Annotated in this window: 25 protein-coding genes; 3 read left to right on the top strand and 22 right to left on the bottom strand. The window is 58.6% G+C overall.

The window, feature by feature from the left end:
* The first annotated feature begins 129 nt into the window (after positions 1-129).
* Positions 130-1,320 carry a sterol desaturase family protein gene (locus AC2FFE_RS06600; protein WP_496846215.1) on the top strand — a complete coding sequence of 397 codons (1,191 nt, stop codon included), beginning with the start codon at positions 130-132 and terminating at the stop codon, positions 1,318-1,320.
* A gap of 11 nt (positions 1,321-1,331) precedes the next feature.
* Here the strand turns inward: AC2FFE_RS06600 and AC2FFE_RS06595 are convergent, their stop codons facing one another.
* Positions 1,332-2,978 (bottom strand): sulfatase-like hydrolase/transferase, encoded by a 1,647-nt coding sequence (locus AC2FFE_RS06595; protein ID WP_496846232.1) that lies wholly within the window; start codon positions 2,976-2,978, stop codon positions 1,332-1,334.
* A gap of 240 nt (positions 2,979-3,218) precedes the next feature.
* Between AC2FFE_RS06595 and AC2FFE_RS06590 the strand changes: the two genes are divergently transcribed.
* Positions 3,219-4,910, top strand: coding sequence for a thiamine pyrophosphate-binding protein (locus AC2FFE_RS06590; protein ID WP_496846214.1), 1,692 nt, complete (start codon positions 3,219-3,221; stop codon positions 4,908-4,910).
* Positions 4,911-4,918: 8 nt separating this feature from the next.
* On the opposite strand, the gene AC2FFE_RS06585 is transcribed toward AC2FFE_RS06590, so the two are convergent.
* The 8 genes from AC2FFE_RS06585 to AC2FFE_RS06550 form a co-directional block, all read right to left on the bottom strand.
* Positions 4,919-6,235, bottom strand: a complete 1,317-nt coding sequence (locus tag AC2FFE_RS06585) for an HlyD family type I secretion periplasmic adaptor subunit (protein ID WP_496846213.1) — start codon at positions 6,233-6,235, stop codon at positions 4,919-4,921.
* Complete coding sequence (locus AC2FFE_RS06580; protein WP_496846212.1) at positions 6,232-7,974, bottom strand: type I secretion system permease/ATPase; 1,743 nt, start codon at positions 7,972-7,974, stop codon at positions 6,232-6,234. The genes AC2FFE_RS06585 and AC2FFE_RS06580 overlap by 4 nt, the downstream gene beginning before the upstream one ends.
* A 193-nt stretch (positions 7,975-8,167) precedes the next feature.
* The gene (locus AC2FFE_RS06575; protein ID WP_496846211.1) at positions 8,168-9,181 is read right to left on the bottom strand and encodes an Ldh family oxidoreductase; all 1,014 of its coding nucleotides are present in this window, start codon (positions 9,179-9,181) and stop codon (positions 8,168-8,170) included.
* A gap of 82 nt (positions 9,182-9,263) precedes the next feature.
* Positions 9,264-9,479: a hypothetical protein gene (locus AC2FFE_RS06570; protein ID WP_496834206.1), complete on the bottom strand. Its 216-nt coding sequence runs from the start codon at positions 9,477-9,479 to the stop codon at positions 9,264-9,266.
* Positions 9,480-9,648: 169 nt separating this feature from the next.
* Positions 9,649-10,029 carry a hypothetical protein gene (locus tag AC2FFE_RS06565; protein ID WP_496817761.1) on the bottom strand — a complete coding sequence of 127 codons (381 nt, stop codon included), beginning with the start codon at positions 10,027-10,029 and terminating at the stop codon, positions 9,649-9,651.
* Positions 10,001-10,570, bottom strand: a complete 570-nt coding sequence (locus AC2FFE_RS06560; RefSeq protein WP_496846210.1) for a LysR family transcriptional regulator — start codon at positions 10,568-10,570, stop codon at positions 10,001-10,003. The genes AC2FFE_RS06565 and AC2FFE_RS06560 overlap by 29 nt, the downstream gene beginning before the upstream one ends.
* A 315-nt stretch (positions 10,571-10,885) precedes the next feature.
* Positions 10,886-11,215, bottom strand: a complete 330-nt coding sequence (locus AC2FFE_RS06555) for a TehB family protein (protein WP_496846209.1) — start codon at positions 11,213-11,215, stop codon at positions 10,886-10,888.
* Positions 11,209-11,766 (bottom strand): group III truncated hemoglobin, encoded by a 558-nt coding sequence (locus AC2FFE_RS06550; RefSeq protein WP_496846208.1) that lies wholly within the window; start codon positions 11,764-11,766, stop codon positions 11,209-11,211. The genes AC2FFE_RS06555 and AC2FFE_RS06550 overlap by 7 nt, the downstream gene beginning before the upstream one ends.
* Positions 11,767-11,900: 134 nt before the next feature.
* Between AC2FFE_RS06550 and AC2FFE_RS06545 the strand changes: the two genes are divergently transcribed.
* Positions 11,901-12,290, top strand: coding sequence for a glutaredoxin family protein (locus AC2FFE_RS06545; RefSeq protein ID WP_496846207.1), 390 nt, complete (start codon positions 11,901-11,903; stop codon positions 12,288-12,290).
* A gap of 75 nt (positions 12,291-12,365) precedes the next feature.
* On the opposite strand, the gene AC2FFE_RS06540 is transcribed toward AC2FFE_RS06545, so the two are convergent.
* From AC2FFE_RS06540 to AC2FFE_RS06480, 13 genes are all read right to left on the bottom strand, one after another.
* On the bottom strand, positions 12,366-12,761 hold the full coding sequence (locus AC2FFE_RS06540; RefSeq protein WP_496846206.1) for a RidA family protein: 396 nt from the start codon (positions 12,759-12,761) through the stop codon (positions 12,366-12,368).
* A complete protein-coding gene (locus tag AC2FFE_RS06535) occupies positions 12,751-13,152 on the bottom strand; it encodes an acyl-CoA thioesterase (RefSeq protein ID WP_496846205.1) in 402 nt (133 codons plus the stop codon). Before AC2FFE_RS06535 ends, AC2FFE_RS06540 begins: the two co-directional genes overlap by 11 nt.
* Before the next feature lie 12 nt (positions 13,153-13,164).
* Positions 13,165-13,851: an ABC transporter ATP-binding protein gene (locus tag AC2FFE_RS06530; RefSeq protein WP_496846204.1), complete on the bottom strand. Its 687-nt coding sequence runs from the start codon at positions 13,849-13,851 to the stop codon at positions 13,165-13,167.
* Positions 13,848-14,597, bottom strand: a complete 750-nt coding sequence (locus AC2FFE_RS06525) for an ABC transporter ATP-binding protein (RefSeq protein ID WP_496846203.1) — start codon at positions 14,595-14,597, stop codon at positions 13,848-13,850. The genes AC2FFE_RS06530 and AC2FFE_RS06525 overlap by 4 nt, the downstream gene beginning before the upstream one ends.
* Complete coding sequence (locus AC2FFE_RS06520; RefSeq protein WP_496846202.1) at positions 14,590-15,573, bottom strand: branched-chain amino acid ABC transporter permease; 984 nt, start codon at positions 15,571-15,573, stop codon at positions 14,590-14,592. Before AC2FFE_RS06520 ends, AC2FFE_RS06525 begins: the two co-directional genes overlap by 8 nt.
* Entirely contained in the window at positions 15,570-16,490 is a 921-nt protein-coding gene (locus tag AC2FFE_RS06515; protein WP_496817770.1) for a branched-chain amino acid ABC transporter permease, read from the bottom strand. Before AC2FFE_RS06515 ends, AC2FFE_RS06520 begins: the two co-directional genes overlap by 4 nt.
* 87 nt (positions 16,491-16,577) lie before the next feature.
* Positions 16,578-17,708 (bottom strand): ABC transporter substrate-binding protein, encoded by a 1,131-nt coding sequence (locus AC2FFE_RS06510; protein WP_496846201.1) that lies wholly within the window; start codon positions 17,706-17,708, stop codon positions 16,578-16,580.
* 36 nt (positions 17,709-17,744) lie between these two features.
* Positions 17,745-19,361 carry an AMP-binding protein gene (locus tag AC2FFE_RS06505; protein WP_496846200.1) on the bottom strand — a complete coding sequence of 539 codons (1,617 nt, stop codon included), beginning with the start codon at positions 19,359-19,361 and terminating at the stop codon, positions 17,745-17,747.
* A complete protein-coding gene (locus AC2FFE_RS06500; protein ID WP_496846199.1) occupies positions 19,361-20,512 on the bottom strand; it encodes an acyl-CoA dehydrogenase family protein in 1,152 nt (383 codons plus the stop codon). The genes AC2FFE_RS06505 and AC2FFE_RS06500 overlap by 1 nt, the downstream gene beginning before the upstream one ends.
* Positions 20,512-21,315 (bottom strand): enoyl-CoA hydratase family protein, encoded by an 804-nt coding sequence (locus tag AC2FFE_RS06495; RefSeq protein WP_496817774.1) that lies wholly within the window; start codon positions 21,313-21,315, stop codon positions 20,512-20,514. The genes AC2FFE_RS06500 and AC2FFE_RS06495 overlap by 1 nt, the downstream gene beginning before the upstream one ends.
* The gene (locus AC2FFE_RS06490; protein ID WP_496817775.1) at positions 21,312-21,779 is read right to left on the bottom strand and encodes a MarR family winged helix-turn-helix transcriptional regulator; all 468 of its coding nucleotides are present in this window, start codon (positions 21,777-21,779) and stop codon (positions 21,312-21,314) included. The genes AC2FFE_RS06495 and AC2FFE_RS06490 overlap by 4 nt, the downstream gene beginning before the upstream one ends.
* Complete coding sequence (locus AC2FFE_RS06485) at positions 21,776-22,495, bottom strand: SDR family NAD(P)-dependent oxidoreductase (protein WP_496817776.1); 720 nt, start codon at positions 22,493-22,495, stop codon at positions 21,776-21,778. Before AC2FFE_RS06485 ends, AC2FFE_RS06490 begins: the two co-directional genes overlap by 4 nt.
* Positions 22,492-24,786, bottom strand: a complete 2,295-nt coding sequence (locus AC2FFE_RS06480) for a bifunctional salicylyl-CoA 5-hydroxylase/oxidoreductase (RefSeq protein ID WP_496817777.1) — start codon at positions 24,784-24,786, stop codon at positions 22,492-22,494. The genes AC2FFE_RS06485 and AC2FFE_RS06480 overlap by 4 nt, the downstream gene beginning before the upstream one ends.
* Positions 24,787-24,992: the final 206 nt, after the last annotated feature.

Genomic DNA, 24,992 nt, shown 5'->3' with positions numbered 1-24,992 from the left:
TGGGCTGGTCGATTTCAGAAAACCCTCGCCGATTCTGAAGAAAACCCGCCGGATTTTGAAATCGGCAGGTCATGTGCAGTGGCGGGTGCCAAACCTTCGCTCGTATCCATTCAGACGACGGAGCGTATTATGTTGACCCTTTCGAACATCATGACCCTTTATGCCGAGGTGTTTGGTGCAGACCTTCTGCGCTATGTCATCGGTGCTGGCGGCACTTATCTGCTGATCAATCTGTTGCTGTCACGCCGGCTAAGTCGGCAAAAGATCAGGCCCACGGACCCGCCCAAGGGGCAAATCAGGCGCGAATTGCTGGCCAGCCTGCGCACGGTTCTGATCTTTGCGGCCGCCGGGACGTCGATTGCGCTGGGCGCGCGGGCTGGTTTGATGACAATCTATCCCGAGATCGCGGATCGCGGGTGGGGGTATCTTCTGTTCAGCGTGGCGGCGCTGATCATCTTGCATGACGCCTGGTTTTACTGGAGCCATCGCCTGTTGCACCAACCGCCGCTGTTCCGGCGGTTTCACCGGTTGCATCACAGATCGCATCAGCCGACGCCTTTCACCTCGTACAGTTTTGACGTGGGCGAGGCCGTCGTGAATGCGATCTACCTGCCGCTTGTGTTGATCATATTGCCCGCGCATCCCATCGCGCTGTTCATCTTTGTCACCCATATGATGCTGCGCAATGCATTGGGGCATTGCGGGGTCGAGGTGTTTCCGGCCCGGTCCGACGGGCGGCCTGTTTTTGACTGGATGACCACCGTCACGCATCACGATCTGCACCATGCCCATGCGGGGTACAATCTGGGGCTTTACTTCTCATGGTGGGATCGATTGATGAAAACCGAGCATCCGCAATATCACGAGAGTTACGCCCAATCAGCACCGCACCTGTCGCGGGCCCGGCTGGGCATGGTTGGTCTGATCGTTGCGCTGATTGCGGGATTCCTGGCCGACCGGGCGCAGGCGTTTGATCTAAGCGGCAGCTACGCCTCGCCGGGTTTGGGTGTGGTGGTTCGGTTTGAAGACTGCCCCTCAGACAAGGCCGCGACCTGTGGTCGATTGCTTTGGGTCTGGGATCAGGCCGATACGCCACATGCGCGGATCGGTGATCTGATCCTGACCGGGCTGAAGTTCAATGGTGATGTCTGGGAGGGTCAGCTGCGTGACCCGGAAACTGGGCGAATGTATCGAGGCACAATCCAAAACGCCTCGGCCGTCAGCCTGAAACTGCGCGGCTGCGCGGGGATCTTCTGCGCCAGTCAGACTTGGCATTCGACGCGATATCTTGAAAGCGTACTGGGTCGCCTCGACCATTGATCCGGGCCCCGCTAGTTGTCCTTTGGGGTGAAGTCCTGAGACACTGGCCCACGATACTTTTTCATCAGTTCGTCTGGAACTTCGGTCCCATCGACCAGAAATGGCAGAATGCCTCGGCGCAGTGACCGACCGCGCATCGCGTCCAGATCGGTGTCGGAGCGGGTGACGCGCTGAGACATGCGCCGCCCCCATGTCGCCAGCATGCCATACAGGCGGTCGATCTGATCTGTATGGCTGTCTGTTTTGGCCAGGTCGTGGAACTCGTCCGGATCGTTTTGCAGATCGAACAGCATCGGGCGGAACCCGCCTTCGGCATGGACCATCTTGAAACGACCGTCAAAGACCATGAACAACCGTGCGTCCGGGTTCGAAAGCCCGAGCGCCTGACGCATCGGCGTGAGGCAATAGTCATATTCGCTGATCACGAAGTCGCGCCAGTCAGGTGTTTCCCCACGCACCCACGGCATCAGGCTACGCCCTTCGAGGATATGACCCGCCGGTTCCCCACCTGCGACCTCAAGGAAGGTAGGCGCTAGATCAATCTGTTCGACCAGCGCATCACAGGTGGTGCCGCGGGTTCCGTCTGCTTCGGGACGCGGATCGTGGAGGATCAGAGGCACTTTCACGGATTGTTCGTGGAACAGATCCTTCTCCCCCAGCCAGTGATCGCCCAGATAGTCGCCATGATCCGAAGTCAGTACGATCATCGTGTTCTGCATCTGATCCGTGGCTTCCAGGTGATCCAGCAGGCGACCAAGGTGATCGTCGCATTGCTTGATCAGCCCCATATAGGCCGGGATGACCTTTTGCCGGGTCTCTTCCTTTTGAAAGGCGGCTGCGATCTTGTTGTTCATGAACGCGGCGTAGACGGGATGGGGATCTTCTCGCTCAATTTCGGCCCGGGTTGCGGTCGGTACATGAGCCGGGCCGTACATGTTGTGATAGGGGGCTGGCACAATATAGGGCCAATGCGGTTTGATATAGCTGACATGGGCGCACCAAGGCCCCTTGGCCTGATCAATGAAGTCAATTGCGCGATCCGTCAGCCAGGGCGTTTCGCTATCTTCCTCGCGTATGTTGGCGGCTTTGTCTGCGTTTCGGAACAGCCAGCCGCTGGCGATCTCACCATCTTCAACCCCTGCATTGGCATGATTGGCCCAAGGGTTTTGGGCCTCATAGCCTTTGGATTTGAGATAGTCGTTATAGGGCGCGGGTTTTTCGTCATAGAAACCGTCGGGCCCTTCGGCCCAAAGCCCGTCATCGCGGACCCAGACGTCAAATCCGCACTCAGCCTGCCGTGCGCCGATGATGCTGTCGGGCGACAAACCCAAACGCGCCATTCCGGCAGCATCCGCTTTCATATGGGTCTTGCCGATCAGCCAGCACCCCATACCAGCGTCCCTTAGGTGATCGCCCAGCGTGACCTCTCCGACGCGCAGCGGATAGCCGTTCCATTGCGCACCATGGGAGGAGGCATAGCGCCCGGTGTAACAGCTCATCCGGCTCGCCCCGCAGATCGGCGATTGCACATAGGCATTGGTAAAACGCACACCCATCCGTGCAACCCTGTCAAAGTTCGGTGTGTCCAGATGAGGGTGCCCGGCACAGCCGAGATAGTCGAACCGCAGCTGGTCATACATGATGAACAGGATATTCATGGCAGCCTTCAATGATCCTCTCCTTAAGTCGTGCTAGATCAGGGGGCTGGTCTTTGCAATGAGGGGTGATAAGCGGTTTATCAGATGATCCCGGCCTGGTGTGTCTAATATTTTTCCCAATTCATGGATTTCCGGATTTACCTGCAACGCCTTCTTCGGCCAAGTTGGCCGCGATAGGAACGCCCTCAGTGTGGGACTGACGCGTGCGTTTCACAGGACGGTTCGAAGGAAAAGCCCGAGATGACAGAACGGAACGGTGGCGTTGTGCTGGTGGAATGCTTGCAGGCGCTGGGCGCACGGCACAGTTTTGGTGTGCCGGGTGAAAGCTATCTGGCGGTGCTGGATGCGCTGCATGATACCGGTAGCGCGCGGGCGGGGGCCAATGGAGCGCTAGATTTCACCCTGTGCCGGAACGAGGGGGGTGCGGCCTTTATGGCAGCAGCCTACGGCAAACTGACCGGACAGCCCGGCATCTGTTTCGTCACACGTGGTCCGGGGGCGACCAATGCGTCGATCGGGGTGCATACGGCGATGCAGGACAGCGCGCCGGTGATCCTGTTTGTGGGTCAGGTGGGCACGGACATGAAAGGGCGCGAGGCGTTTCAAGAGATCGACTATCGTGCCTATTTCGGGACCGTCGCCAAATGGGTGACCGAGATTGAAGCGGTCGACCGTATCCCCGAGATCATCGCCCGCGCCTGGACCACGGCCATCTCGGGCCGTCCCGGTCCGGTCGTCGTTGCCTTGCCCGAGGATATGTTGACCGATGTCACCGATGTGCCCGCGCTTTCAGGCCCGGCGGTCGTACATGAGCCTGGCCCAACGCCCGAGGCCATTGCTGTTGTGATGTCGGCCCTGTCCGGCGCGGAGCGCCCGTTGATTCTGGTTGGCGGGGGCGGCTGGCGCGCCGAAGGAAGTGTAGCATTGCAGCGTTTTGCCGAAAGCTCTGACATCCCCGTTGTGGCTGCGTTTCGGTTTCAGGACCTGTTTGACAACCACTCCCCCAGCTATGTCGGCGATGCCGGAACCGGGATGACACCGGCCACGCGGGCGCAGATACAAGGCGCGGATGTGCTCCTGGCCATCGGCGTGCGGTTCGGAGAGATGACAACCGAAGGCTACACTTTGCTGCGCGTGCCTAAGCCGGAACAGAAGCTGATCCATGTCCATGCCTCGGACCGAGAGCTTGGCAAGGTCTACATTCCCGATTTGGGTATTCAATCCGGTCCGAATGCCTTCGCAACCGCCCTGTCCGAGCATGTGGCGAGTGGAGGATGGGCAGATTGGCGCGCGCAGGCGCGTGCGGATTATGAGGCTGGTTTCGACCTGCCCGACCTGCCCAGCCCGGTGGATATGGGCAAGGTCTCAGCCTATTTGCGCGATCGCCTGCCCGATGATGCAATCCTGACCAATGGTGCGGGGAACTTCACCGTCTGGCCGAACAAGTTTTTCAAATACGGTCCCCAACAACGCCTGTTGGCCCCGCAATCCGGTGCGATGGGATATGGCCTGCCCGCAGCCGTTGCCGCCAAAGTGGCGCATCCGGAGCGGACCGTTGTCTGCTTTGCCGGGGACGGGGATTTTCAGATGAACTGTCAGGAGCTTGGGACCGCCATGCAGGCGGGTGCTCAGCCCATCGTTTTGATCCTGAACAATGGCACCTACGGCACCATTCGAATGCATCAGGAAAAAACCTATCCCGCCCGCGTTTCAGGGACCACGCTGGAGAACCCCGATTTCGCAGCACTCGCCCGGTCTTATGGCTATCATGGCGAGCGGGTTGAGCGGACCGAGGATTTCGAGGCCGCGTTCGAAAGGGCACTGGCGTCGGATACAGGGGCTGTTCTGGACCTGAACATTTCGCCTGAGGCGCTGACCCCGAGGCAGACACTCAGCCAGATGCGCGAAGGGGCGCAGAAGGTGGGGTCGTAGGGCTTGTTTCACTCGCGAAAGGCGCGGTTGAAATAGTCGGCCATCGGTTTGACCAAATAGGACAGGGGCGTGCGTTCATCGGTCTTTATCATCGCCTCTACCGGCATGCCGGGCAGAAGAACCTGACCGTTCAGCCGCTCGATCTGTCCTTCATCGGGGACCAACTCGGCCCGGTAGAAGGTGAAACCGGTTTGTTCGTCGGTGAATGTATCGGCCGAGACGTTGACCACATGGCCGTCAAGCTCTGGCGTTTCGCGCTGGTTGAAGGCGGGAAAGCGCAGGGCGACGGGTTGGCCCACATGCAGCTGATCGACGTGGATCGCATCCACCCGCGCGGCCACCAGCAAGGGCGTGTCCTGCGGCACGACATACATCATGGGCTCGGCAGGCTGGATCACCGATTGCAGGGCAAAGACCTGACTGCCGTAAACCGCGCCGGATACGGGGGCGCGAATGTCCAGCCGGGACAGACGCTCTGTCAGAGACAACCGCCGTTCCGACAGTTCCGCGACCTGCGATTGCACGTCGCGCAGGGCTGTAATCGCCTCTTCCCTGCGGGTGGCGCCCAGTTCGACGATCCGAATTTCAGTTGCTGCGATCTGGCCTTTGAGCCGCGCGATTGCGGCCTCAAGGCGTCCGATCTCACCGCTTAGGCTGGCCTCTTCCCGTTGCAGGGCCAGGACCCGGCTGGCCTGTGTCAGGCCGCGGCTCAGCAGGCTTTGCTGATCTTCAAGCTCTTCGCGGATCAGCTCGACCTGCAGACGGAGCGAGACCAACTGCGCCTCGGTGCCGTCGATCTCACTTTCGGTTTGGACCAGCTGTTTTTTCAGCTGATCGGTTTGCTGGGTCATGGTGTTCACCCGCGCCTCGAACAGGCGTTGTTGACCGTCGATCAGGTCGCGCTGGATGCCATGTTCTTGCTGAACGGCGTCCAGTTGAGTGGCCAGGTCTTCGGGGCTGGCGCTGTCCCGTTCCGCTTCCAGCCGGGCACGACGTGCGAGCAATTCGAACAGCTGCGCCTCGACGATGGTTTTTTCCGAAGACAGGAACGTATCGTCCAACCGCAAAAGCAGATCGCCGCTGGACACGACCGAGCCGTCGCGCACAAATATCTCGCCCACGACGCCGCCATCGGGGTGCTGCACTACCTGCCGGTTGCTTTGCACCTCGATCGAACCTGAGGATACAATTGCACCGGCCAGTTGGGTGTATACCGACCAGATACCAAGACCGCCGACCAGAATGGCAAGGGCCAAGAAACCCACTAATGCGGGCACGGTAATCCGCCAGGGTGTGCGCCCGTCGGTTTTCGTCTGCTCGGTCATCCGGTGTTCACCTGATTGAGATTGCGTTTGATGGCGCCAGCGTTCTGGACCATCGCGTTCAACACCTCGTCACGGGTGCCGAACTTGACCAGCTGTCCCTGCTCGACAACCGCCAGCGTATCGCATTCCGAGATGGCTTGAGGTCGATGGGTCATGATGATGGCTGCTTTTCCCGCCTCTTTCAGTCCGCGTACTGCTGCGTTTAACGCCTCGGTTCCATCCGCATCAAGGGCCGAGTTCGGCTCATCCAGGATCAGCAGCACCGGTTCGCCATAAAGGGCCCGCGCCAGTGCGATGCGCTGTTTCTGGCCGCCTGATAGCTGGCTGTCATTGCCTTCCAAAAACGTGTCATAGCCCTTCTCCAAAGACAGGATCAGCTCATGCGCGTTGGCCTTTTTGGCAGCTTCGACCACGGCCTGCGGATCGGGGTTTTGCGACATCCGGGCGATGTTTTCGGCAACCGACCCATTAAACAACGTCACTTGCTGCGGCAGATAGCCAATATGCTGGCCCAGATCGGTGGGGTCATATTGATCCAGTGTCGCGCCGCCCAGCCGAATTTCCCCGGCAGCGGGCTGCCAGAGGCCCAGCAACGCCTTGGCCAGCGTGGTCTTGCCTGATCCGCTTTTGCCGATCACCCCAAGCGCCGTTCCGGGTTCCAGATTCAATGTCACATTGCGCAAGGTGGGTGCCGCCGCGCCCGGAGGGATCACAGTCAGCGCCTTGGCGGCTAGGCGTGCCTCGGGTGTCGGTAGCTTGGTGCGGTTGGGTTCGGGCGGGGTCTGGTCCAGAAACTGGTTGAGCGAGGTCCAGGCGGCGCGCGCCTTTTCGATCATGGACCATTGCCCGACTGCCTGTTCGACAGGGGCCAGCGCCCGACCCAGCAGGATCGACCCTGCGATCATCGCACCGGGCGACAATTCGTTCTGCAACACCAGCCAGGCGCCAAGCGCCAACATGGCCGATTGCAGAAACAGCCGCAGCGATTTTGTCAGCGAGGTAAAGCTGCCCGTCCAATCACTGGCCGCTATTGTCTGACGCAGCGCATCAGTGCGCTGGTTCAACCAGCGCAGGGTCACATCCTGTTGCATCCCCTGGGATCGAACAACCTCGGCCGCTTGTCGGGCATGTTCCGAGAAGGAGTTGGCCCGCGCCGATGCAGCCTGCGCCTCGGCCACTTTGCGGCGGGTCAAGCCTTGGTTCAACAAGGCAATGACGATCAGAAGCCCGCCGCCGGCTACGGCCAGCCATCCCAGAAGCGGGTGGAATATGAAAATTGCCGCCAGAAACACCGGGGTCCACGGGATATCCATCACTGCAAGCAGCACAGGCGACGAGCACAGGTTCTGGATCGACTCAAGATCGCGCAAGGCGGTGGCCGGGGCTGAGCGAGCCTGCGGGTTAAGCGACCGCCGCAACGTGGCATCGAACACCCGTTCATCCAGCTTGGATTGAAACCGCGCGCCGAAACGCGCCACGATGCGACCGCGGGCGAAATCCAGCATCGCCATCAGCGCATAAAGCAGCGCGACAAGGATAAACAGCGCTGTCAGCGTCTCAACCGCGCGCGAGCTGAGCACCCGGTCATAGACCTGCAACATGAACAACGGCCCGGTCAGCATCAGAAGATTGACGAAGATGCTGAACAGGAAGGCCAAAGCCAGAAAAGTGATCCCCTGATTGCGAACGGTGCGCAATTCATGGCGTGGGGTGGGCGACAATCTGTGTTCAGGTTTCAAGCTGCGTTCCACATCAATCAGGTCGGGCGGTGCAGGTCCCTGACTTAGAAAGGCTGACCTGCATTGCCAAGAATGCTTCCCTTTTCAAGCAAGAAGTCGCGAATAACAAGGCAGGCACAAGGCAGTTTTCAGCCAAGCGTGTCATTTGTGAAGATCGGAAGGCCCAAGGTGGACCAGGCGGGAAACAGGCGGCTTAACTTAGGGTTGCGATTTGATCCAAAACCGCGCAGCTGACCGTGATCCCCTTGGCCTCAGCTTCGGTCCGGTTTTTCAGTCGTCTATCGCCGGGCACACGGGCGTCGCCATTGCCTTCAATCTCGGCACAGATGCGGGTGATGTAGTCTGAGAAGGCGTCATTGCCAAAGCGGGCAGGGTCCAGGGTAATCAGCGTCGCCCCGCCTTTGATATTCAGCGCGCCATGTGCCTCACGTTCAGCATTGTCGACGGACAGGGTGCCGCCGGCCAAAGCCGCGCCCAGAACCTCGACCAGAAAGGCAATGCCCGCGCCTTTGTGGCCTCCAAACGGCAACAGGCTGCGAGTTTCCAGAATGGCGTCCGGATTTGCTGTGGGGGTCCCGTCGCGATCCAGCCCGGCGGGTTGCCGCAAATCATGCCCTTCGGCGGCGGCCATCTTGATGTCCATAAACGCCACGGCGGACGAGGCCTGATCCCACACCACCGGTGCGGCCCCATCACGGGGGCAGGCAAAGGACATCGGGTTGGTGCCGAAGACCGGACGCACGCCGCCTTGCGGCACCACCAGCGACAGTGAGTTGATGACGGCTATGGCGACCAGCCCAGCCTCGGCGAAAGGTTCCGTGTCAAAACGCAGCGCACCCAGATGATGGCAATTGGCACAGGTGAAGGCGGCTATGCCATTCTCGCGGGTCATGTCGATCAGTTCGTCGCGCGCCGCATGCGCTGCGATCTGGTAGTAGCCATTATCCGCATCCCCGCGCAGAACGCTGGGCGCGATGCGTTGAATGACAGGTCGAGCCACTGGGTTGGCGTAGCCGGATGTGAAGCTTTGGGCATAAATCGGCAGATTGCGCAAACCATGGCTGCGTGGCCCATCCCGTTCCGATCGCATGATGATATCGGCCAGAATCTCGCTTCCGACCTCATCCACACCCACCCGTTGCAGCGTCGATTTCGCAAGCGATCGCACATCGGCCAGCGTGAGGGTTTGCATTGACGGATCTGTCACGGGCATGTCCTTTGGGTCTGCGACGCAAGGTGATCTATAAAGGGTATCGGCAGGCCTTGCGCCGGAATGGTCAGATGAAGGTTTAAGCCCGTGGTTTCCGGCTAAGCAACCCGTATTTCATCGCCCAGGATCGAAACGAACGACGTTTGCGTTTGTCCGTCTTCAGGGCCTGTTTCGACTGAGTTCCACCTTTGCGATTGAACTCGTAGACATCGATAACCCGCTCGGCGCAGCCGCAGGCCTCGCCCATGCCAACCTTGGCGAAGTAAAACTTTTCGAACCGTTCCGGTTTGTGCATCTCGATACCCTTGCAGCCTTGATTGAACACTTATTCGCAGAAAAAAGCCAACGGTCTTTATAGCAAGGTGAGATGGGATGAGTGTTTGCAGGACTGGAAGTTCAGATGCCGGGCCCATCTATTTGCCCAAGATGTATCGGCGCTTTGCCAATAGCGGTGGTGCGCGCGCTTATGTTTTGTATGTTGGGATGACCCCAACCGGGGGCTTTTGCTGGATGTAGATTCCAATGCGTTCAAGCACGGGTTTTCTGGGACAATCCGGGCGGGTCGCCGCTCCGAGATCCCGCAAATGACCGGGCGCGTCGAACGGGATGAAGCAGAGCGGCCAGTTGTCTCTTTTGAATTGCTCGGCGGCCAGCGCTGAAACGATGGTGCAATCATTGGTATGGCAAATGTAGCGACATACGGTTTCAAACCGCATAGCCGTTAGGTCAAATCGTTTGCTGGTGCGAAACGATGGATTGCGTTTGGGCAGCCGGTTTTCCAGTTCATAGCCAAAGCTATGCGGTAGACGAATGAAATCATGGGCTGGAACGTCTTCGGGGGGCAATCGATGGCAGGTCGCAAAGCGGATGCCCTTCCCGCAGGGCAAGGAACAATGGTTCGGACCAGATTGACGTGAAATCAAGGGATGCATTGTTGTTGATTTTTGCCACCAACGCCACGTCCAACGTGTGGTCTTCGACCATCCGAAGCATGTTCTGCGGCAGGTCTTCGATCATCACGACCCGCATTCTTGGGAACAGGCTATTGAACAGGTCAGAAAAGTACTGCGTCAGATAGGGGGCCAGAGTTGGCGTCATCCCAATTGTAAAGGGGACCGCTTCGGGGTCACGGAACTCGATCGCCGTGTCGTGGATTTTTTGGGCATCCAGGAGCATACGTTTTGCGATCTCCGCGATGCGCGCGCCGCATGCTGTCGGTCGCACTTCGTTGTTCAGGCGAAGAAACAGCTCGTTCCCCAGCTCGGTCTCCAGCTTCTTGATTTGATTGGACATGGCCGGTTGCGAGACGTTGCTCGCGCTTGCGGCCTGTCTGAACTGGCCGTGTTCGACAAGGGCCAAAACGTATTCCAAATCTCGAAGGTTCATAATCGACTAAATCCGCATTCACATATCTTCAAAGATACGCATCATCAGGTGCGGCCAGAAGTCCAGCGGGTGATTTCCCGGCGTCCCAACGCTCACTTCCGATAACAAATCTGTTAGTTTTCGTAAGCGAATAGATTGGCCTTTGGGTGGCGATGATCCTGATCAGCCTTGTTTCAACTGGTTTCTGAGTTTCAAAGCTCACGCCTTGCCTGCGCTGTTACCCGCGCCGAAGCGCTGGTCAAGGCCCGGTTGATGACCTCGACGCCATGTTCCTATGCATAGCCGATACCAGTGCGGAAGTGTTTCGACTCCGTACTAGAAAAGGGGCTTCCCCTTGTGCGGGGTCGATGCATTGTCTGACGCGGCTTGGTGGAATTCCACGTGGAACTCTGCGTCGTCAGATGGCCGGATATAATGGCGGGATTCAGGTTCAATTACCTGGTTCGAGCCTGCATGAATATCGCGTTCTTCTGCAGATGCCGTATCCACATAGGTGACCGAACCCTTGTGGACGATCAGCAGCCCCCAAACTTCGGCTTTGGTCGCATGATCCCTCAAGAACCCTTTGGGTACAGAGCTTGAGGTGAAGGTATTGGTCTCTTTGTATTTGGTGACACCGGACGGAAGCTGCTTATCCTTCAACATGCGTCAATCTCCTGCTTGGGCTTTGGTTGAGCATTGGGGAACATTGCCTTTTTGAATGTTCCAGCCATTTTCTCAGCGCGCGCCATCAGGAACGCGCTTGCTTCGGCGGACTGGGTGATATCCAGGACCGTCTGTTGGAACAGCCCCAACCATATGCCGAATTGCATTGGTTTGACCCCGTTCAGCGCTTTGTGAACAACCACTGGTTTCCCGGCATAGGTCCCGGCGTTCAGCGCGACCGAAACCCAGAAGGCTTTCATCTTGTCCAGATGGGCATCCCAATCATCCCCGATCTTTTCCTCAAACGTTGGTGCAAGCAGGGGGTGCGCGCGAACTCGCAGGTAAAACTCATCGACAATGGCCGCAAGGATATCCGGGGTCAAACCCAGCGCGACCACAGCGCGCTGATGTTCAAGGCGTCTTTGATGCGCGATGTTGCCAGGGTCAAAACCGTCTGGTTCGACAGCCACACCATCCACGATCTTAAGGTACTCGGATTGCATCATGTCCAGTGTATCCCGAACCGGCTGATTTTCAGAATTCTCGTTCATCGATTGTCACCCCAACAGGTGTCACGTGGTTGCGATTGCATTGACAAGCTCATCGCTGCTGCAAAAATACGCATTTATGATACCTAATTAAGAAATGCAACCCTGACGCTCCAAACCTCATAGGATTATTCAAGATGCACGCGCAGATTAAATCAGATGTCGAAACGCACGATGTCGTACTGTTCATGAAAGGAACACCGGGTGATTCACCCTGTGGATACTCATCGCGTATGGTTCAGATTCTTGACCATTTTGAGATCGAATACACCGTTCGAGATGTTCTGGCTGCCGATGAGCTCAGATCGGCCATCAAGACCTATTCTGGGGTGAAGACCCTTCCTCAGCTTTTCGTGGGCGGGTCGTTCGCTGGTGGAACCGACGATATACGCGAGATGTATGAAAACCGCACGTTGCAGACATTCTTCAACGGTCGCGGTGTCGCTGCCAATGCGGATGCCCAGAATACTGATCTGGATATCCAAGAGGTCTCAAGGGACGAAAAAATCGCCTGCGCAAAGAACTAGCGCGTAGCTTTCGCGGCAGGCTTTCTCACCTAAGCTTGCCGCGCGATGATACCCACATAGGCGCACCGGATGTGATTATGAAAGATGCGCCGTTGCTTCTATTTCCACCTTGGCACGGTCTTCGATCAGCCCCGCGACGACGACCATCGACATGGCCGGAAAATGTCGGCCGAAAACCTCGCGGTAGGCTTGCCCGACCTCTTTTTGTGCGGCCAGATATTCGGCCTTGTCTGTTACGAACCATGTCAGCCGGGTTACATCCTCGACCTTGCCACCTGCCGCCTCAACAATGGTGCGGATGTTGAGCAGAGCCTGCCGCATCTGAATGATAAAATCGTCGCTGACGAAGGTCTTTTGGGAATCCCAGCCAATCTGCCCGCCGATATGCAGGACCCCGTCTTTCGTCAGCATACCGTTTGCATAGCCCAAAGCAGGCAGCCAACCTTCGGGATGAATGACATCATGGGGCATTGTCAGCCTCCTTTGTTTCTTTGAATTTTCGGGCAACTTCGGATGGCCAGGCCGTGGGGCGGCCCGCTGCATCAACATTCACAAGGGTCGCTTCGGTTTCAAAACGCAGTTCATCGGCTGCATGTGCGGTCATCACATAGCGGGCCGATGTGCGACCCAGATGTATGATGCGCAAGCGCAGGGTCAGGTGATCTCCATGGTGGCTTGGAGCGGTAAAACGGGTCTGGATCTGGGCCGTCGGTACCGCACCGGATTTGTGCAATGTCTCAAACGGGTGGCCAAGCACCTCGTCGAAAAACGCCTCGACACAATCGTTCATCATCTCGAAATAGCGGGGGAAAAAGACGATCCCCGCCGGATCGCAATGTTTGAATAGCACTTTTTGTTGCATCTCGAACACCAATCAAACCCCCACGTAGGTCTGCGTGATTTCAGGGGTCAGGTCAGCCATCTTTCCAGACCAGACGGTTTTCCCGCGCGCAAGGATCACGGCGCGGTCCGAGACCGAGGCAAGCTCGCGCAGGCTTTTGTCGATCAACAGGATCGCCATACCGGTTTCCGCCTTGATGCGGTTGATTGCGGCCCAGATTTCCTGACGGACGATAGGGGCAAGGCCCTCGGTCGCTTCGTCCAGGATCAGAAGCTGCGGATTGGTCATAAGTGCCCGACCGATGGCAAGCATCTGTTGCTCGCCGCCGGAAAGTGAAGCGGCAATCTGGGTGCGACGTTCTGCAAGGCGCGGAAACAATTCGGCGACCCTGGCAAATTTCCAGGGGCCCGGGCGTGCGGCGGCGATCAGGTTTTCCTCGACGCTCAGGTCTTTGAAACAACGGCGTCCCTCGGGGACAAGCCCGATCCCCAGCCGGGCGACCTTGTGGCTGGGCAAGCTGTGCAGATCCTGTCCGTTAAAGCTCAGTCCGCCTTGTGCATCGATCATCCGGCAAATTGCCTTGACGGTTGTCGTCTTGCCCATGCCGTTCCGGCCCATCAAAGCGATGACTTCGCCTGCCTCAAGCTCAAGGTCGGCACCGAACAAGGCGGGGACCGGCCCGTAGCTGGCGGTGAGGTTTTCAACACGCAGCAAGCTCATGCTTCTTCCCCCAGATAGGCCTGTTTGACCTCGTGTGAGGCGCGAATCTCTTCGACCGTGCCGGTCGCAATCACGCGCCCGTAAACCAGCACGCTGATGCGGTCGGCCAGGGCGAACACGGCATCCATGTCATGTTCAACCAACAGGATCGGGGCCTCGCTCCGCAAGCCAGCAAGGAATGCGGTCATGGTTTTGGAGCCTTCGGCACCCAGGCCGGCCATGGGTTCGTCCATGACAAAGGCTTTGGGGTTCAATGTCAGCGCGACGGCGACCTCCAACTGGCGGCGCTGGCCGTGGCTGAGATATGCGGTCACCTGATCTGCGGCCTCGGCCAGCCCGACGCGTTCCAGCGCATCCATGGCGCGGCTCATCAGGTTGGTATCCCTAATCGCAGACCGCCATACCCGCCAGGGACGACCGGATTGACCAAGCGCACCCAGAAGCGCGTTTTCCAGAACCGTATCTTCCATCGCCAGCGCCGATATCTGGAATGTCCGCCCCAGTCCCGCGCGCGCCCGCGCGGCTGTGCTCAACCCCGAGACATCGCGCCCGCCGAGGAGGACGCTTCCGCTGTCGGGCGGCAGCCCGCCGCAAATCTGCGCTATCAAGGTTGATTTGCCTGCACCATTCGGGCCGATGATGGCGTGGATTTCACCGGGCCGCAGGTCAATCGACACATCATCTGTCGCCCTGAGCGCGCCAAAGCTTTTGTGCAGATTGCGGGTTTCCAGAATTGGTTCAGACATGCGGTCCCGCCTTTCCGGTCAGAATGCCGATCACCCCGCCGCGTGCAAAAAGGACGATCAGCAGAAGGATGGCGCCCAGCCAGATGTGCCAGAAATCGGTGATTTCACCCAGAAAATGTTCCAGCGTTACAAAAAGTGCGGCACCAACCACGGGACCCATCAGCCGACCCACGCCGCCGATGATGATCAAAACGATCAACTCACCTGACAGCTGCCAGCTGAACATGGTGGGGCTGACGAACCGGTTGAGGTCAGCAAAAAGCGCACCCGCAAGTCCGGTGATCGCGCCCGAGACGACAAAAGCCAGAAGCTTCAGCCGCATCGGATTCAACCCAACGGTTTCAACCCGTGCCGGTGTCTGGCGTGCCGCGTTCAGTGCAAGACCAAAGGGTGAGGCGCGGAGCCTCCAGTAGATCAGCAGCGCCAGACAAAGCGCCGCAAAACACAGGCCGAAAAACTGGATCGGGACCAGCGTGTTCAGACCGGGAAACCCGTTCCTTACATAAATTGACAGGCCGTCTTCGCCGCCATAGGCGCTCCACGAGATTGAGAAAAAGAAAAACATCTGCCCAAAGGCCAGCGTGATCATGATGAAATAGACGCCGGTTGTCCGCAGTGACAGAACGCCGATCACCAGCGCGACCAGTGATGAGACGATGATCGCCGTCAGCCAGATCACGGGCATCGCGGTCGAACCTTCGATCGTCAGCGGCCCCATTTGCAGCGGTGTGTAGGTCTGGGCGTGATAGGCCAGAATACCCATCGCATAGCCGCCAAGGCCAAAGAATACGGCATGTCCAAGGCTTACCAGCCCGCCGATCCCAAGTGCGATGTTCAGACCCACAGCGGCAAGAGCCAATACAACAGCGCGGGTTGCAAGCGTGATGGTAAAAGGTTCATCGGCGATGAGCGCCCAGCCTGGCACTGCTATGAAGCCAAGCAAAACGATGATGTTGATATGGCTTTCCCTGATCATGAGCGGGCTCCGAACAATCCGGTGGGTCGCCAGATCAAAACAAGACTCATCAAGACGTAGACGGCCATTGACGCCAGGGATGAACCGGTCTGCGTGGCGGGGCCCGGTTCCATGAACAGTTTGAAAAGCTGCGGTAGGAAGATGCCGCCCAATGTGTCCGTCAGGCCCACCAGAAGCGCCCCGATAAACGCCCCTTTGATCGAACCGATGCCACCAATAACGATCACCACAAAGGCCAGAATCAGAACCGGCTCGCCCATGCCAACCTGTACTGACTGGATTGCACCAACCAAGGCACCGGCCAAGCCGGCAAGCGCCGCACCCAATGCAAAGACGAGAGTGTAGAGTTTCGAGATATCAACGCCCAGGGCCGCGATCATTTCGCGGTCATTCTCACCGGCTCGGATCTGAATGCCGATACGTGTACGCGCCGTCAGCCACCACAGGCCCACGGCCACCAGCAGGCCCACCCCGATCAATGCCAGGCGATACAGCGGATACTGAATGCCACCGGGCAGCGTGATGGGACCTGAAAGGTAGCTGGGTACGTCAAGGAACAAGGGGAACGATCCAAAGACCCAGCGCGTGCCTTCCGAGAAAATCAGGATCAGCGCGAAGGTGGCAAGGACCTGATCAAGATGGGCCGCGCTGTACAGGCGCCGGATCACCACGATCTCAACCAAAGCTCCGGCCGCGGCTGCAGCCGCAAGGGCGGCCATCAGCCCCAACAGGAACGATCCTGTCGCACCTGCGACAGCGGCGGCCGCAAAAGCCCCCAGCATATACAGTGAGCCATGCGCCAGATTGATCAGCCCCATGACCCCAAAGATCAGGGTCAGACCTGCGGCCATCAGAAACAGCATGATACCGAATTGTAGCCCGTTAAGGATCTGTTCGATGATGAGGATCGTTGACATCAAAGCTTTCCCGTCCCGGGTGCGATCCGAGAGATTGGTCGAAGATCAGGGAAAGATGCCCCGGGTCACATCCGGGGCATCAATTGCTTACATCTTGCAGTCAGCCGCATAGGCGTCTGCGTGGTTTTCCAGCGCGGCACCGAGGATCTTGTTGGTAAAGATGTCGCCCTCCTGAATCACCTCGCGCGCATAGATCGTCTGCACCGGGTGGTGGTTTGGCCCGAATTTGAAATCGCCGCGCGTGCTGTCGAACTCTGCGGCACGCAGTGCTTCGCGGAAGGCGTCAGCATCGTCCGGGCTTGCTTTCTCAAGCGCCGACAGGATCAGGTTTGCCGTATCGAACCCCTGGCTGGCATAGAGCGAGGGCAGGCGGCCATATTCGGCCTGAAAGCTCTCGACAAAGGCCGTATTGGTTGGGTTGTCGATGTCTTTGTTCCATTGGGATGTGTTGACCACGCCCAAGGCCGCCCCACCAACGGCTTGCAAAATGCCCTGGTCAAAGCTGAAGGCCGGGCCGACAACGGGCAGATCAACGCCGCTGTCTGCATATTGCTTGAGGAAAGAAATCCCCATGCCACCCGGTAAGAAGAAGAACACGCTATCCGCATCCGAGGCGCGGATTTGCGCGATCTCGGCAGCGTAGTCTGTCTGGCCCAGCTCGGTATAGAGCTCACCGGCCAGGTCACCTTCGAAAAAGCGTTTGTAGCCGGTCAGCGCATCTTTGCCAGCCGGATAGTTGGGCGCAAGGATGAAGCTTTTGCCATAGCCTGCGCTATTGGCATAGGCACCCGCCGCCTCGTGCAGGTTGTCATTCTGCCAGGCCACGTTGAAGTAGTTCTGATGGCATCCCTTGCCAGCCAGCGCTGAAGGGCCCGCATTTGGTGACAGGTAGAACACGCCCTGGTTCACCGCCGAAGGCACAACCGCCATTGCGAGGTTGGACCAGATGATACCGGTCATGATGTCCACCTTTTCGGACTGGATCATCTTATCGGACAGTTGCACCGCGATATCGGGTTTGCGCTGATCGTCTTCGATGACAACTTCGACATCGTCACGGCCGGATTGCGCAATGGCCAGCATAAAGCCATCGCGGACATCAATGCCAAGGCCAGCACCACCGCCTGAAAGCGTTGTGATCATGCCGATCTTGGTCTCGGCCAAAGCGCCCCCCGCCGTCATGGCAAGGGCGGTCGTCAAAGCAAGCAGTTTCTTCATGAGGTTTCTCCGTTTCCTGTTGGACAGTTGACCCAGTTAATCCGGGTTTTTCAGTTTGAATCTCTGGATCTTCCCAGTTGCCGTTTTTGGCAGGCTCTCAGAAAAAACAATAGAGCGGGGATACTTGAAAGGGGCAATCGTTGCCTTCACATGATCTTGCAGCATTTGCGCAATGTGTTCTCCGGCTTGGACGTCCTTGGCAAGAACCACATGAGCCTCGACAATATGGCCCCGCTCGGCGTCTGGCACACCAATCACAGCGCATTCCGACACAGCATCATGCGATAGCAGCGCGGCTTCGACCTCGGGGCCTGCGATGTTGTAGCCGGATGAGACGATCATGTCGTCATTGCGCGCTGCGAAATGGTAGTATCCGTCGGGGTCACGCACAAAGCTGTCACCGGTGATGTTCCACCCGTCCAAGACATAGTTGCCTTGTCGGTCGCCGCGCAGATACCGGCAGCCTGTCGGACCCCGCACCGCCAATCGGCCTACCTCACCGTCTGGAACCTCGTTTCCGTCTGCATCGACCACCTTGGCCTCGTAGCCGGTGACAGGTTTGCCGGTGCAGGCAGGTCGGTGATCGTTGAAACGGTTCGAGATGAAGATATGCAGCATCTCGGTCGCACCGATCCCGTCAAGCATCGGTTTGCCGGTTTTCTTGATCCATTCATCATAGACGGGTGCGGGCAAAGTCTCACCCGCCGAGACAGCTGCCCGCAACGAGGACAGGTCTGCACCGTCCTCCATCGCGCGCAGCATCACGCGATAGGCGGTGGGTGCGGTGAAAGATACAGTGGCCTTATACTTCTGGATGATGTCCATCATGTTGGGCGGCGTGGCCTGTTCCAGCAAGGTCGCTGTGGCCCCAAACCGCAGTGGAAAGATAGCAAGGCCGCCCAGCCCGAAGGTAAAGGCCAGCGGGGGTGAGCCGACAAAGACATCGTCAGGGACAACGCCCAGCACTTCTTTGGCATAGCCATCCGCGATGATCAGCAGATCGCGGTGGAAATGCATCGTGGCTTTTGGTGTGCCGGTCGAGCCTGAGGTAAAGCCCAACAGCGCGACATCATCGCGCCCGGTCTGAACCGCCGAAAACCGCACCGGTTTTTCCAGCGCAAGCTGATCCAGCTCGGCCTCGTGGTTCGAGGTGCCGTCAAACCCCGTGGCGCGCAGGCCCGGGCAGGCGGCGGCGCAGGTCTCCATCTCGTCCAGCAGGCGGGTATCACACAGGGCGTGGGTGATCTGGGCAAGTTCGACATATTTTTGCAACTCACTGGCCCGCAGCATGGGCATGGTGTTGATGACGACCGCGCCCGCCTTTGTCGCAGCCAGCCAGCATGCCACCATCGCCGGATTGTTGGCCGACCGGATCAGCACGCGATTGCCGGGCTGCACGCCCAGATCATCGACCAGAACATGGGCCAGCCGGTTGGTCCAGTCAGTCAGTTCCTTGTAGGTGCGTTGCCGCCCGTTTCCGATCAGCGCGGTGTAATCGCCGAAGCCCTTGGCCACCATGGCGTCGGTCAGCTCAACCCCTGCGTTGATCCATTCGGGATAGTCGAAACCGTGTAGATTGAACTCCGGCCATTGATCCGAAGGGGGCAGATTGTCCCGTGCGAACGTATCAATATGAGCGGATGGTCCAAGCATTATCGTCCCCCTTGAAAGGCCGAGGCGGTCTGGCGGGCGATGATGACCTTTTGCACATCACTTGCACCCTCGTAGATCCGCAAGGCACGGATTTCACGATACAGAGTCTCGACCGTTGCGCCTGATCGCACGCCTTCGCCGCCGAACAGCTGGACTGCTTTGTCGATCACCTGCTGGGCCTGATCCGTGGCGAACAGCTTGGCCATGGCGGCCTCACGCGTGATCTTGGGGGCCCCTGAATCGCGGGCCCAGGCGGCGCGATAGATCAGCAGGGCGGCGGCATCTATATCAACGGCCATGTCGGCGATATGGCCCTGCACCATTTGCAGATCAAACAAAGGTGACCCCTGCACATGCCGGGATGATACCCGCTCCAACGCTTCATCCAGCGCCCGTCGTGCGAACCCCAGCGCGGCCGCAGCAACCGTCGGTCGGAACACATCCAACACGGACATGGCGATTTTGAATCCTTGACCGCGCGCGCCGATCATGGCCGAGGCTGGGATACGACAATCCGTGAATCGCAAGGTCGCCAATGGGTGTGGCGCGATGGTGTCCAGTCTTTCGACCACCTCGAACCCGGGTGTGTCCGGGACAAAGACAAATGCAGACATCCCTCTGGCACCGGGCGCTTCGCCCGTGCGGGCAAACAGCGTGTAGAGATCGGCAATGCCGCCATTGGAAATCCAGGTCTTTTCACCATTCAGCACATAACTATCGCCATCACGGGTTGCCGTCATTGTGTTGGCCGCAACATCCGATCCGGACCCCGGTTCCGTTAACGCAAAGGCGGAAATGGCCCGTCCTGATCGGGTGAGCGGTAGCCAACGGGACTTTTGTTGGGCGGACCCGAACAAAGTGATCGCCCCGGTGCCAAGCCCCTGCATGGCCATGGCGAAATCGGCCAGCCCGTCGTGGCGGGCCAAAATCTCGCGGGCAAGGCACAGCTTGCGCACATCAAAAGAGCCATCCTGGCTGGAGGTTGGCGCCAGAACCCCAGCCTGACCAAGCTGTGCCACCAGCTGGCGGCAGGCTGCGTCGGTGTCGCTGTGATCGATGCGCAAACCGCTTGCGATCTCTTCGACATGGGCTGCCCAATCACGATGGGCATCGTTGAAAAACGGCCAGTGGAGAAAACTCTTGTCTGGCATCAGTCCCCCTCGAATACCGGTTTTTCTTTGGCAACAAACGCGTCATAGGCGCGACGGAAGTCGTTGCCTTGCATACAGATCGCCTGCGCTTGCGCCTCGGCCTCGATCGCCTGATCCAGGCTCATGTTCCATTCTTGTGCCAGCATGGTTTTGGTCATCGAGTTGGCAAAGGTTGGGCCGGACGCGATGCGCGCGGCCAGGGCAAGTGCATCATCTTCCAGCGTGTCGGAGGAACTGACCGAGTTGAAGAACCCCCAGCGTTCGCCTTCTTCTGCTCTCAACGTCCGCCCGGTATACAGCAATTCGGCCGCGCGACCCTGGCCGATGATCCTGGGCAACATAGCACACGCGCCCATGTCACATCCCGCAAGCCCGACACGGTTGAACAGAAACGCCACCTTGGCGTCTGGCCCGGCAATCCGCAGATCGGAGGCCATCGCCATGATCGCACCAGCCCCTGCGCAGACGCCATCGACCGCTGCGATCACCGGCTTGCCGCAATGGACCATCGCCTTGACCAGGTCGCCGGTCATCCGGGTAAAGGCCAACAGCTCTTTCATCGACATTTTCGTCAACGGTCCGATGATGTCATGCACGTCACCGCCCGAGGAAAAATTGCCGCCATTGGGCAGGATCACAACCGCACTCACATCATCCGAATAATGCAGCGCCCGGAACCAGTCACGCATTTCGGCATAGCTGTCGAAGTTGAACGGGTTTTTCCGCTCGGGCCGGTCATGTGCGATCCGGGCGATGCCGTTTTCTATCTCGCAGCGAAAGTGCTTTGTGTCTAACAGGCTCATGACTGCTCCTTCGCAGTTTCTGCTTTTTCCAACAGGCTGATTAGCATGTCGGATTCCGTAGCTGACAGCCCGCCTAACAACTCATTGACCCAGGCCTCGTGATGATGGGCAAGCCTATCAAAGGCCTGTTGGCCCTTGGGGGTCAGACGTGCCAGGTAGGCGCGGCGATCCCCGGGGATGGCCACACGCAACGCCAGCCCTTCTTCGGTTAGGCGATCCACAATTCCTGTCACGTTCCCGTTCGATACTTTCAGATATCCTGACAGCTCGCTCATTTTCAGGCCCTCGGGGTGGCGGGACAGCGCGGCAAGCACATCAAAACGCGGCAAGGTGGTTTCATGGCCATCGCGCAGGCGGCGGCGCAGCTCGGCCTCGATCCCCGAGGATGCTTTTAGCAGCCGCAGCCAAAGGCGCAGCCTTGTTTTTGAGATTGGTTCAGGTGTTGGGCTTGGGTGAGCCATCATACCTCACCTCCTGATAGGGACAGCGCGTGGCCGTTGATCGACGCCGCAGCGCTGGAGGCAAGGAACAGGGCTGTTGCGGCCACTTCGGACGGTTCAATCAGGCGGGCTTGCGGGTTGGCCGAGGTGATCATCCGTGTCGCCTTGCCCCGGTCAATCTCGAACCGGTTCATCAGCCCGGTAACTGCGGTCTCCGCCAGGTCGGTATCGGTGAAACCCGGGCAGATTGCATTGCAGGTGATCCCTTCGCGGGCCACGTCCAGTGCGATAGATCGCACGAGCCCAAGTACCCCGTGCTTGGCGGCGGTATAGGCCGGAACCGAAGGATTGCCCTTAAGCGATGCGGTCGAGGCGATGGCAATCAAACGCCCACCTGCGGTCATGGACTTCAGTGCCGCGCGAAACGTCAGGAACGTGCCGGTCAGATTAACGGCCAATGTGGTGTTCCAGTCCGCAAGCGACGTGTCGCGGATCTTGGCTGCGGGCCCACCGCCTGCATTTGCGATGATAACGTCAAACGGCGCTTCAAACAGCCCGTCGACTTGAGCTTCATCGGTCACATCCGCCTCGTGGCAGACAATAGACCGCCCGTCAGACGCCGCCTTGAGTACGTTAAGCCGCCGCCCGGTGATCGTGACGGTATCGCCCGCATCTGCAAAGGCATGGGCGATGGCCCTGCCGATCCCGGTGCCGCCCCCAGTGACCAGAACCCGCCTCATGACTTGGCCATTTCTGCGTCGCGGTCGGCAAGACGCCACGCTTGATCGCGGCCCGCGAGATAGGGCAGGGGCCAGTCGGGTGCGTGACGATCCCCGATTTTCGCAGCCTCGCGCAATGTCCAATAGGGATCGGCCAGATGCGGGCGGCCGATCGCCACCAGATCGGCGCGGCCTGCCATGAGGATCGAATTGGCGTGATCGGCCTCGTAGATATTGCCGACGGCCATGGTTTTCAGACCCGTCTCATTGCGAATGCGGTCACTGAATGGTGTCTGGAACATGCGGCCATAGACGGGTTTGGCATCAATCGTCGTCTGACCGGCTGAAACATCTATCAGATCCGCGCCGACTTGGGCGAAGGCGCGTGCAATCTTGACCGCGTCTTCGGGTGTCACGCCCTGATCGCCGACCCAGTCGTTGGCCGAGATACGCACCGACATCGGCTTGCCTTCCGGCCAGACCGTCCGCATTGCCCGAAAGACCTCCAGAGGCCAGCGCAACCGACTGTCCAGCGTGCCGCCATAGGCATCGGTCCGATGATTGGACACGGGCGAGATAAAGGATGAGATCAGATAGCCATGGGCCGCATGCAGCTCGATCATGTCAAACCCGGCCCGTTCAGCCATTTGGGCGGATGCCACGAACTGCGCCTTGATTTCATCCATCTCGGTCTGCGTGATTTCGCGCGGGGTTTCGTTCTGATCTGACCAGGCGATGGCCGAGGCGCTGACCAGGTCCCAATTGTTATGCGGCAGGGGCGCATCCATCTGTTCCCACCCCAGTTGGGTCGAGCCCTTACGCCCGGAATGCCCGATCTGGCAGCAGATCTTGGAGTCTGTTTCCGCATGTATAAAATCGGTCAACCATCGCCATGCCGTTTCGTGCTCGGGCGCATACAGACCGGGGCAACCCGGTGTGATCCGCCCTTCGGCCGAGACACACGTCATCTCGGTGAACACCAGCCCCGCGCCGCCCTTAGCGCGCTCGCCGTAATGGACCAAATGCCAGTCCGTTGGGCATCCATCGACGGCCTTGTATTGTGCCATGGGCGAGACGACGGTGCGAGATTTCAGGGCCATTTCGCGCAGTTTGAACGGCGCGAACATCGGCGCGCGTATAGGCGCATCGCCGGGCACGCCCGCCTGTGTCATGAACCAGCGTTCCGCACTCTGAAGCCAGGCACTATCGCGTTCGCGCAGGTTTTCGTGGCTGATCCGCTGGGATCGTGTCAGCATTGAATAGTTCAGCTGAACCGGGTCCAGAACAAAACACCGTTCGACAGTCTCGAACCATTCCATCGAGTTTCGCGCTGCCGATTGCAGGCGCAGCACTTCCAGCCGCCTGTCTTCCTCATAGCGCTCAAACGCCGCCTGCATACTGTTTTCTTTATGCAGCAGCTCGGCGAGTGAAATAGCGGATTCCAAGGCCAGCTTTGTCCCGGAACCGATGGAAAAATGTGCGGTCGCCGCCGCATCGCCCAGCAGAACCACGTTATCCTTGTGCCATCTTTCGCACAGCACTCGCGGAAACTGCAGCCAAGCCGAGCCGCGAATGTGATTTGCATTGGTCATCAGGCTGTGCCCGCCCAGATGGTCCTTAAAAATCTGTTCGCAGATTGCGATGCTGTCCTGCTGGCTCAGGTCGCCAAAACCATAGGCATCAAACGTGTCTTGCGAGCATTCGACAATGAACGTCGCCGTGTCGCCATCGAACTGATAGGCGTGGGCCCAGACCCAGCCCTTGTTGGTTTCTTCAAAGATGAATGTAAATGCATCGTCGAACCGCTGATGGGTCCCAAGCCAGACGAACTGACAATGGCGCAGGTCGATCTCGGGCTTGAACGTGTCGGCGAACTGCGCGCGCGTTTTGGAGTTCAGCCCGTCGCTGGCGACCACCAGATCGTAGTCTTTGGCATAGGTTTCAACATTGCCGACCTCGGTCTCAAACCGCAGGTCGACGCCCAGTTCGCGCGCCCGCTCCTGCAGCAGAAGCAGAAGTTTCTTGCGCCCAATCCCGCAAAACCCGTGACCTGAGGAGGTCAGGCATTGGCCTTTGTAGTGCAAGGCGACATCGTCCCAATAGGCAAAGTTCGCGCGGATTGCTTCGGCGCTTTTGGGATCATTCCTGGCGAGATTGTCGAGCGTTTCGTCCGACAGAACCACGCCCCAGCCAAAGGTATCATCTGCCTTGTTGCGCTCGATCACGGTGACCTCATGCGATGGATCACGTAGTTTCATCGAGATTGCAAAGTAGAGACCAGCGGGACCTCCACCCAGACATGCAATACGCATAAGGGCCGCCTTTTCACTTGTTCAGGCCCAGCATTCTTCAGCTTGATATTTATTTCAAGTATAAAATTTCAAGCTTCAACATTATGCGCGTGTATTCTCTGGATCGCAAAACATGCCCATCCGCTTCGGCTATGCGCGATCGTAAGTAAGAGTTTAGCCGCACTGCTCTGGAGGGCTGTCCGCAGCTGAATCGGTCGGACGTTCAA

It is taken from the genome of Ruegeria sp. YTSA168, assembly GCF_059610045.1.
The sequence above is the reverse complement of the archived record's forward strand: the minus strand, read 5'-3'. Positions and strand labels throughout refer to the sequence as shown.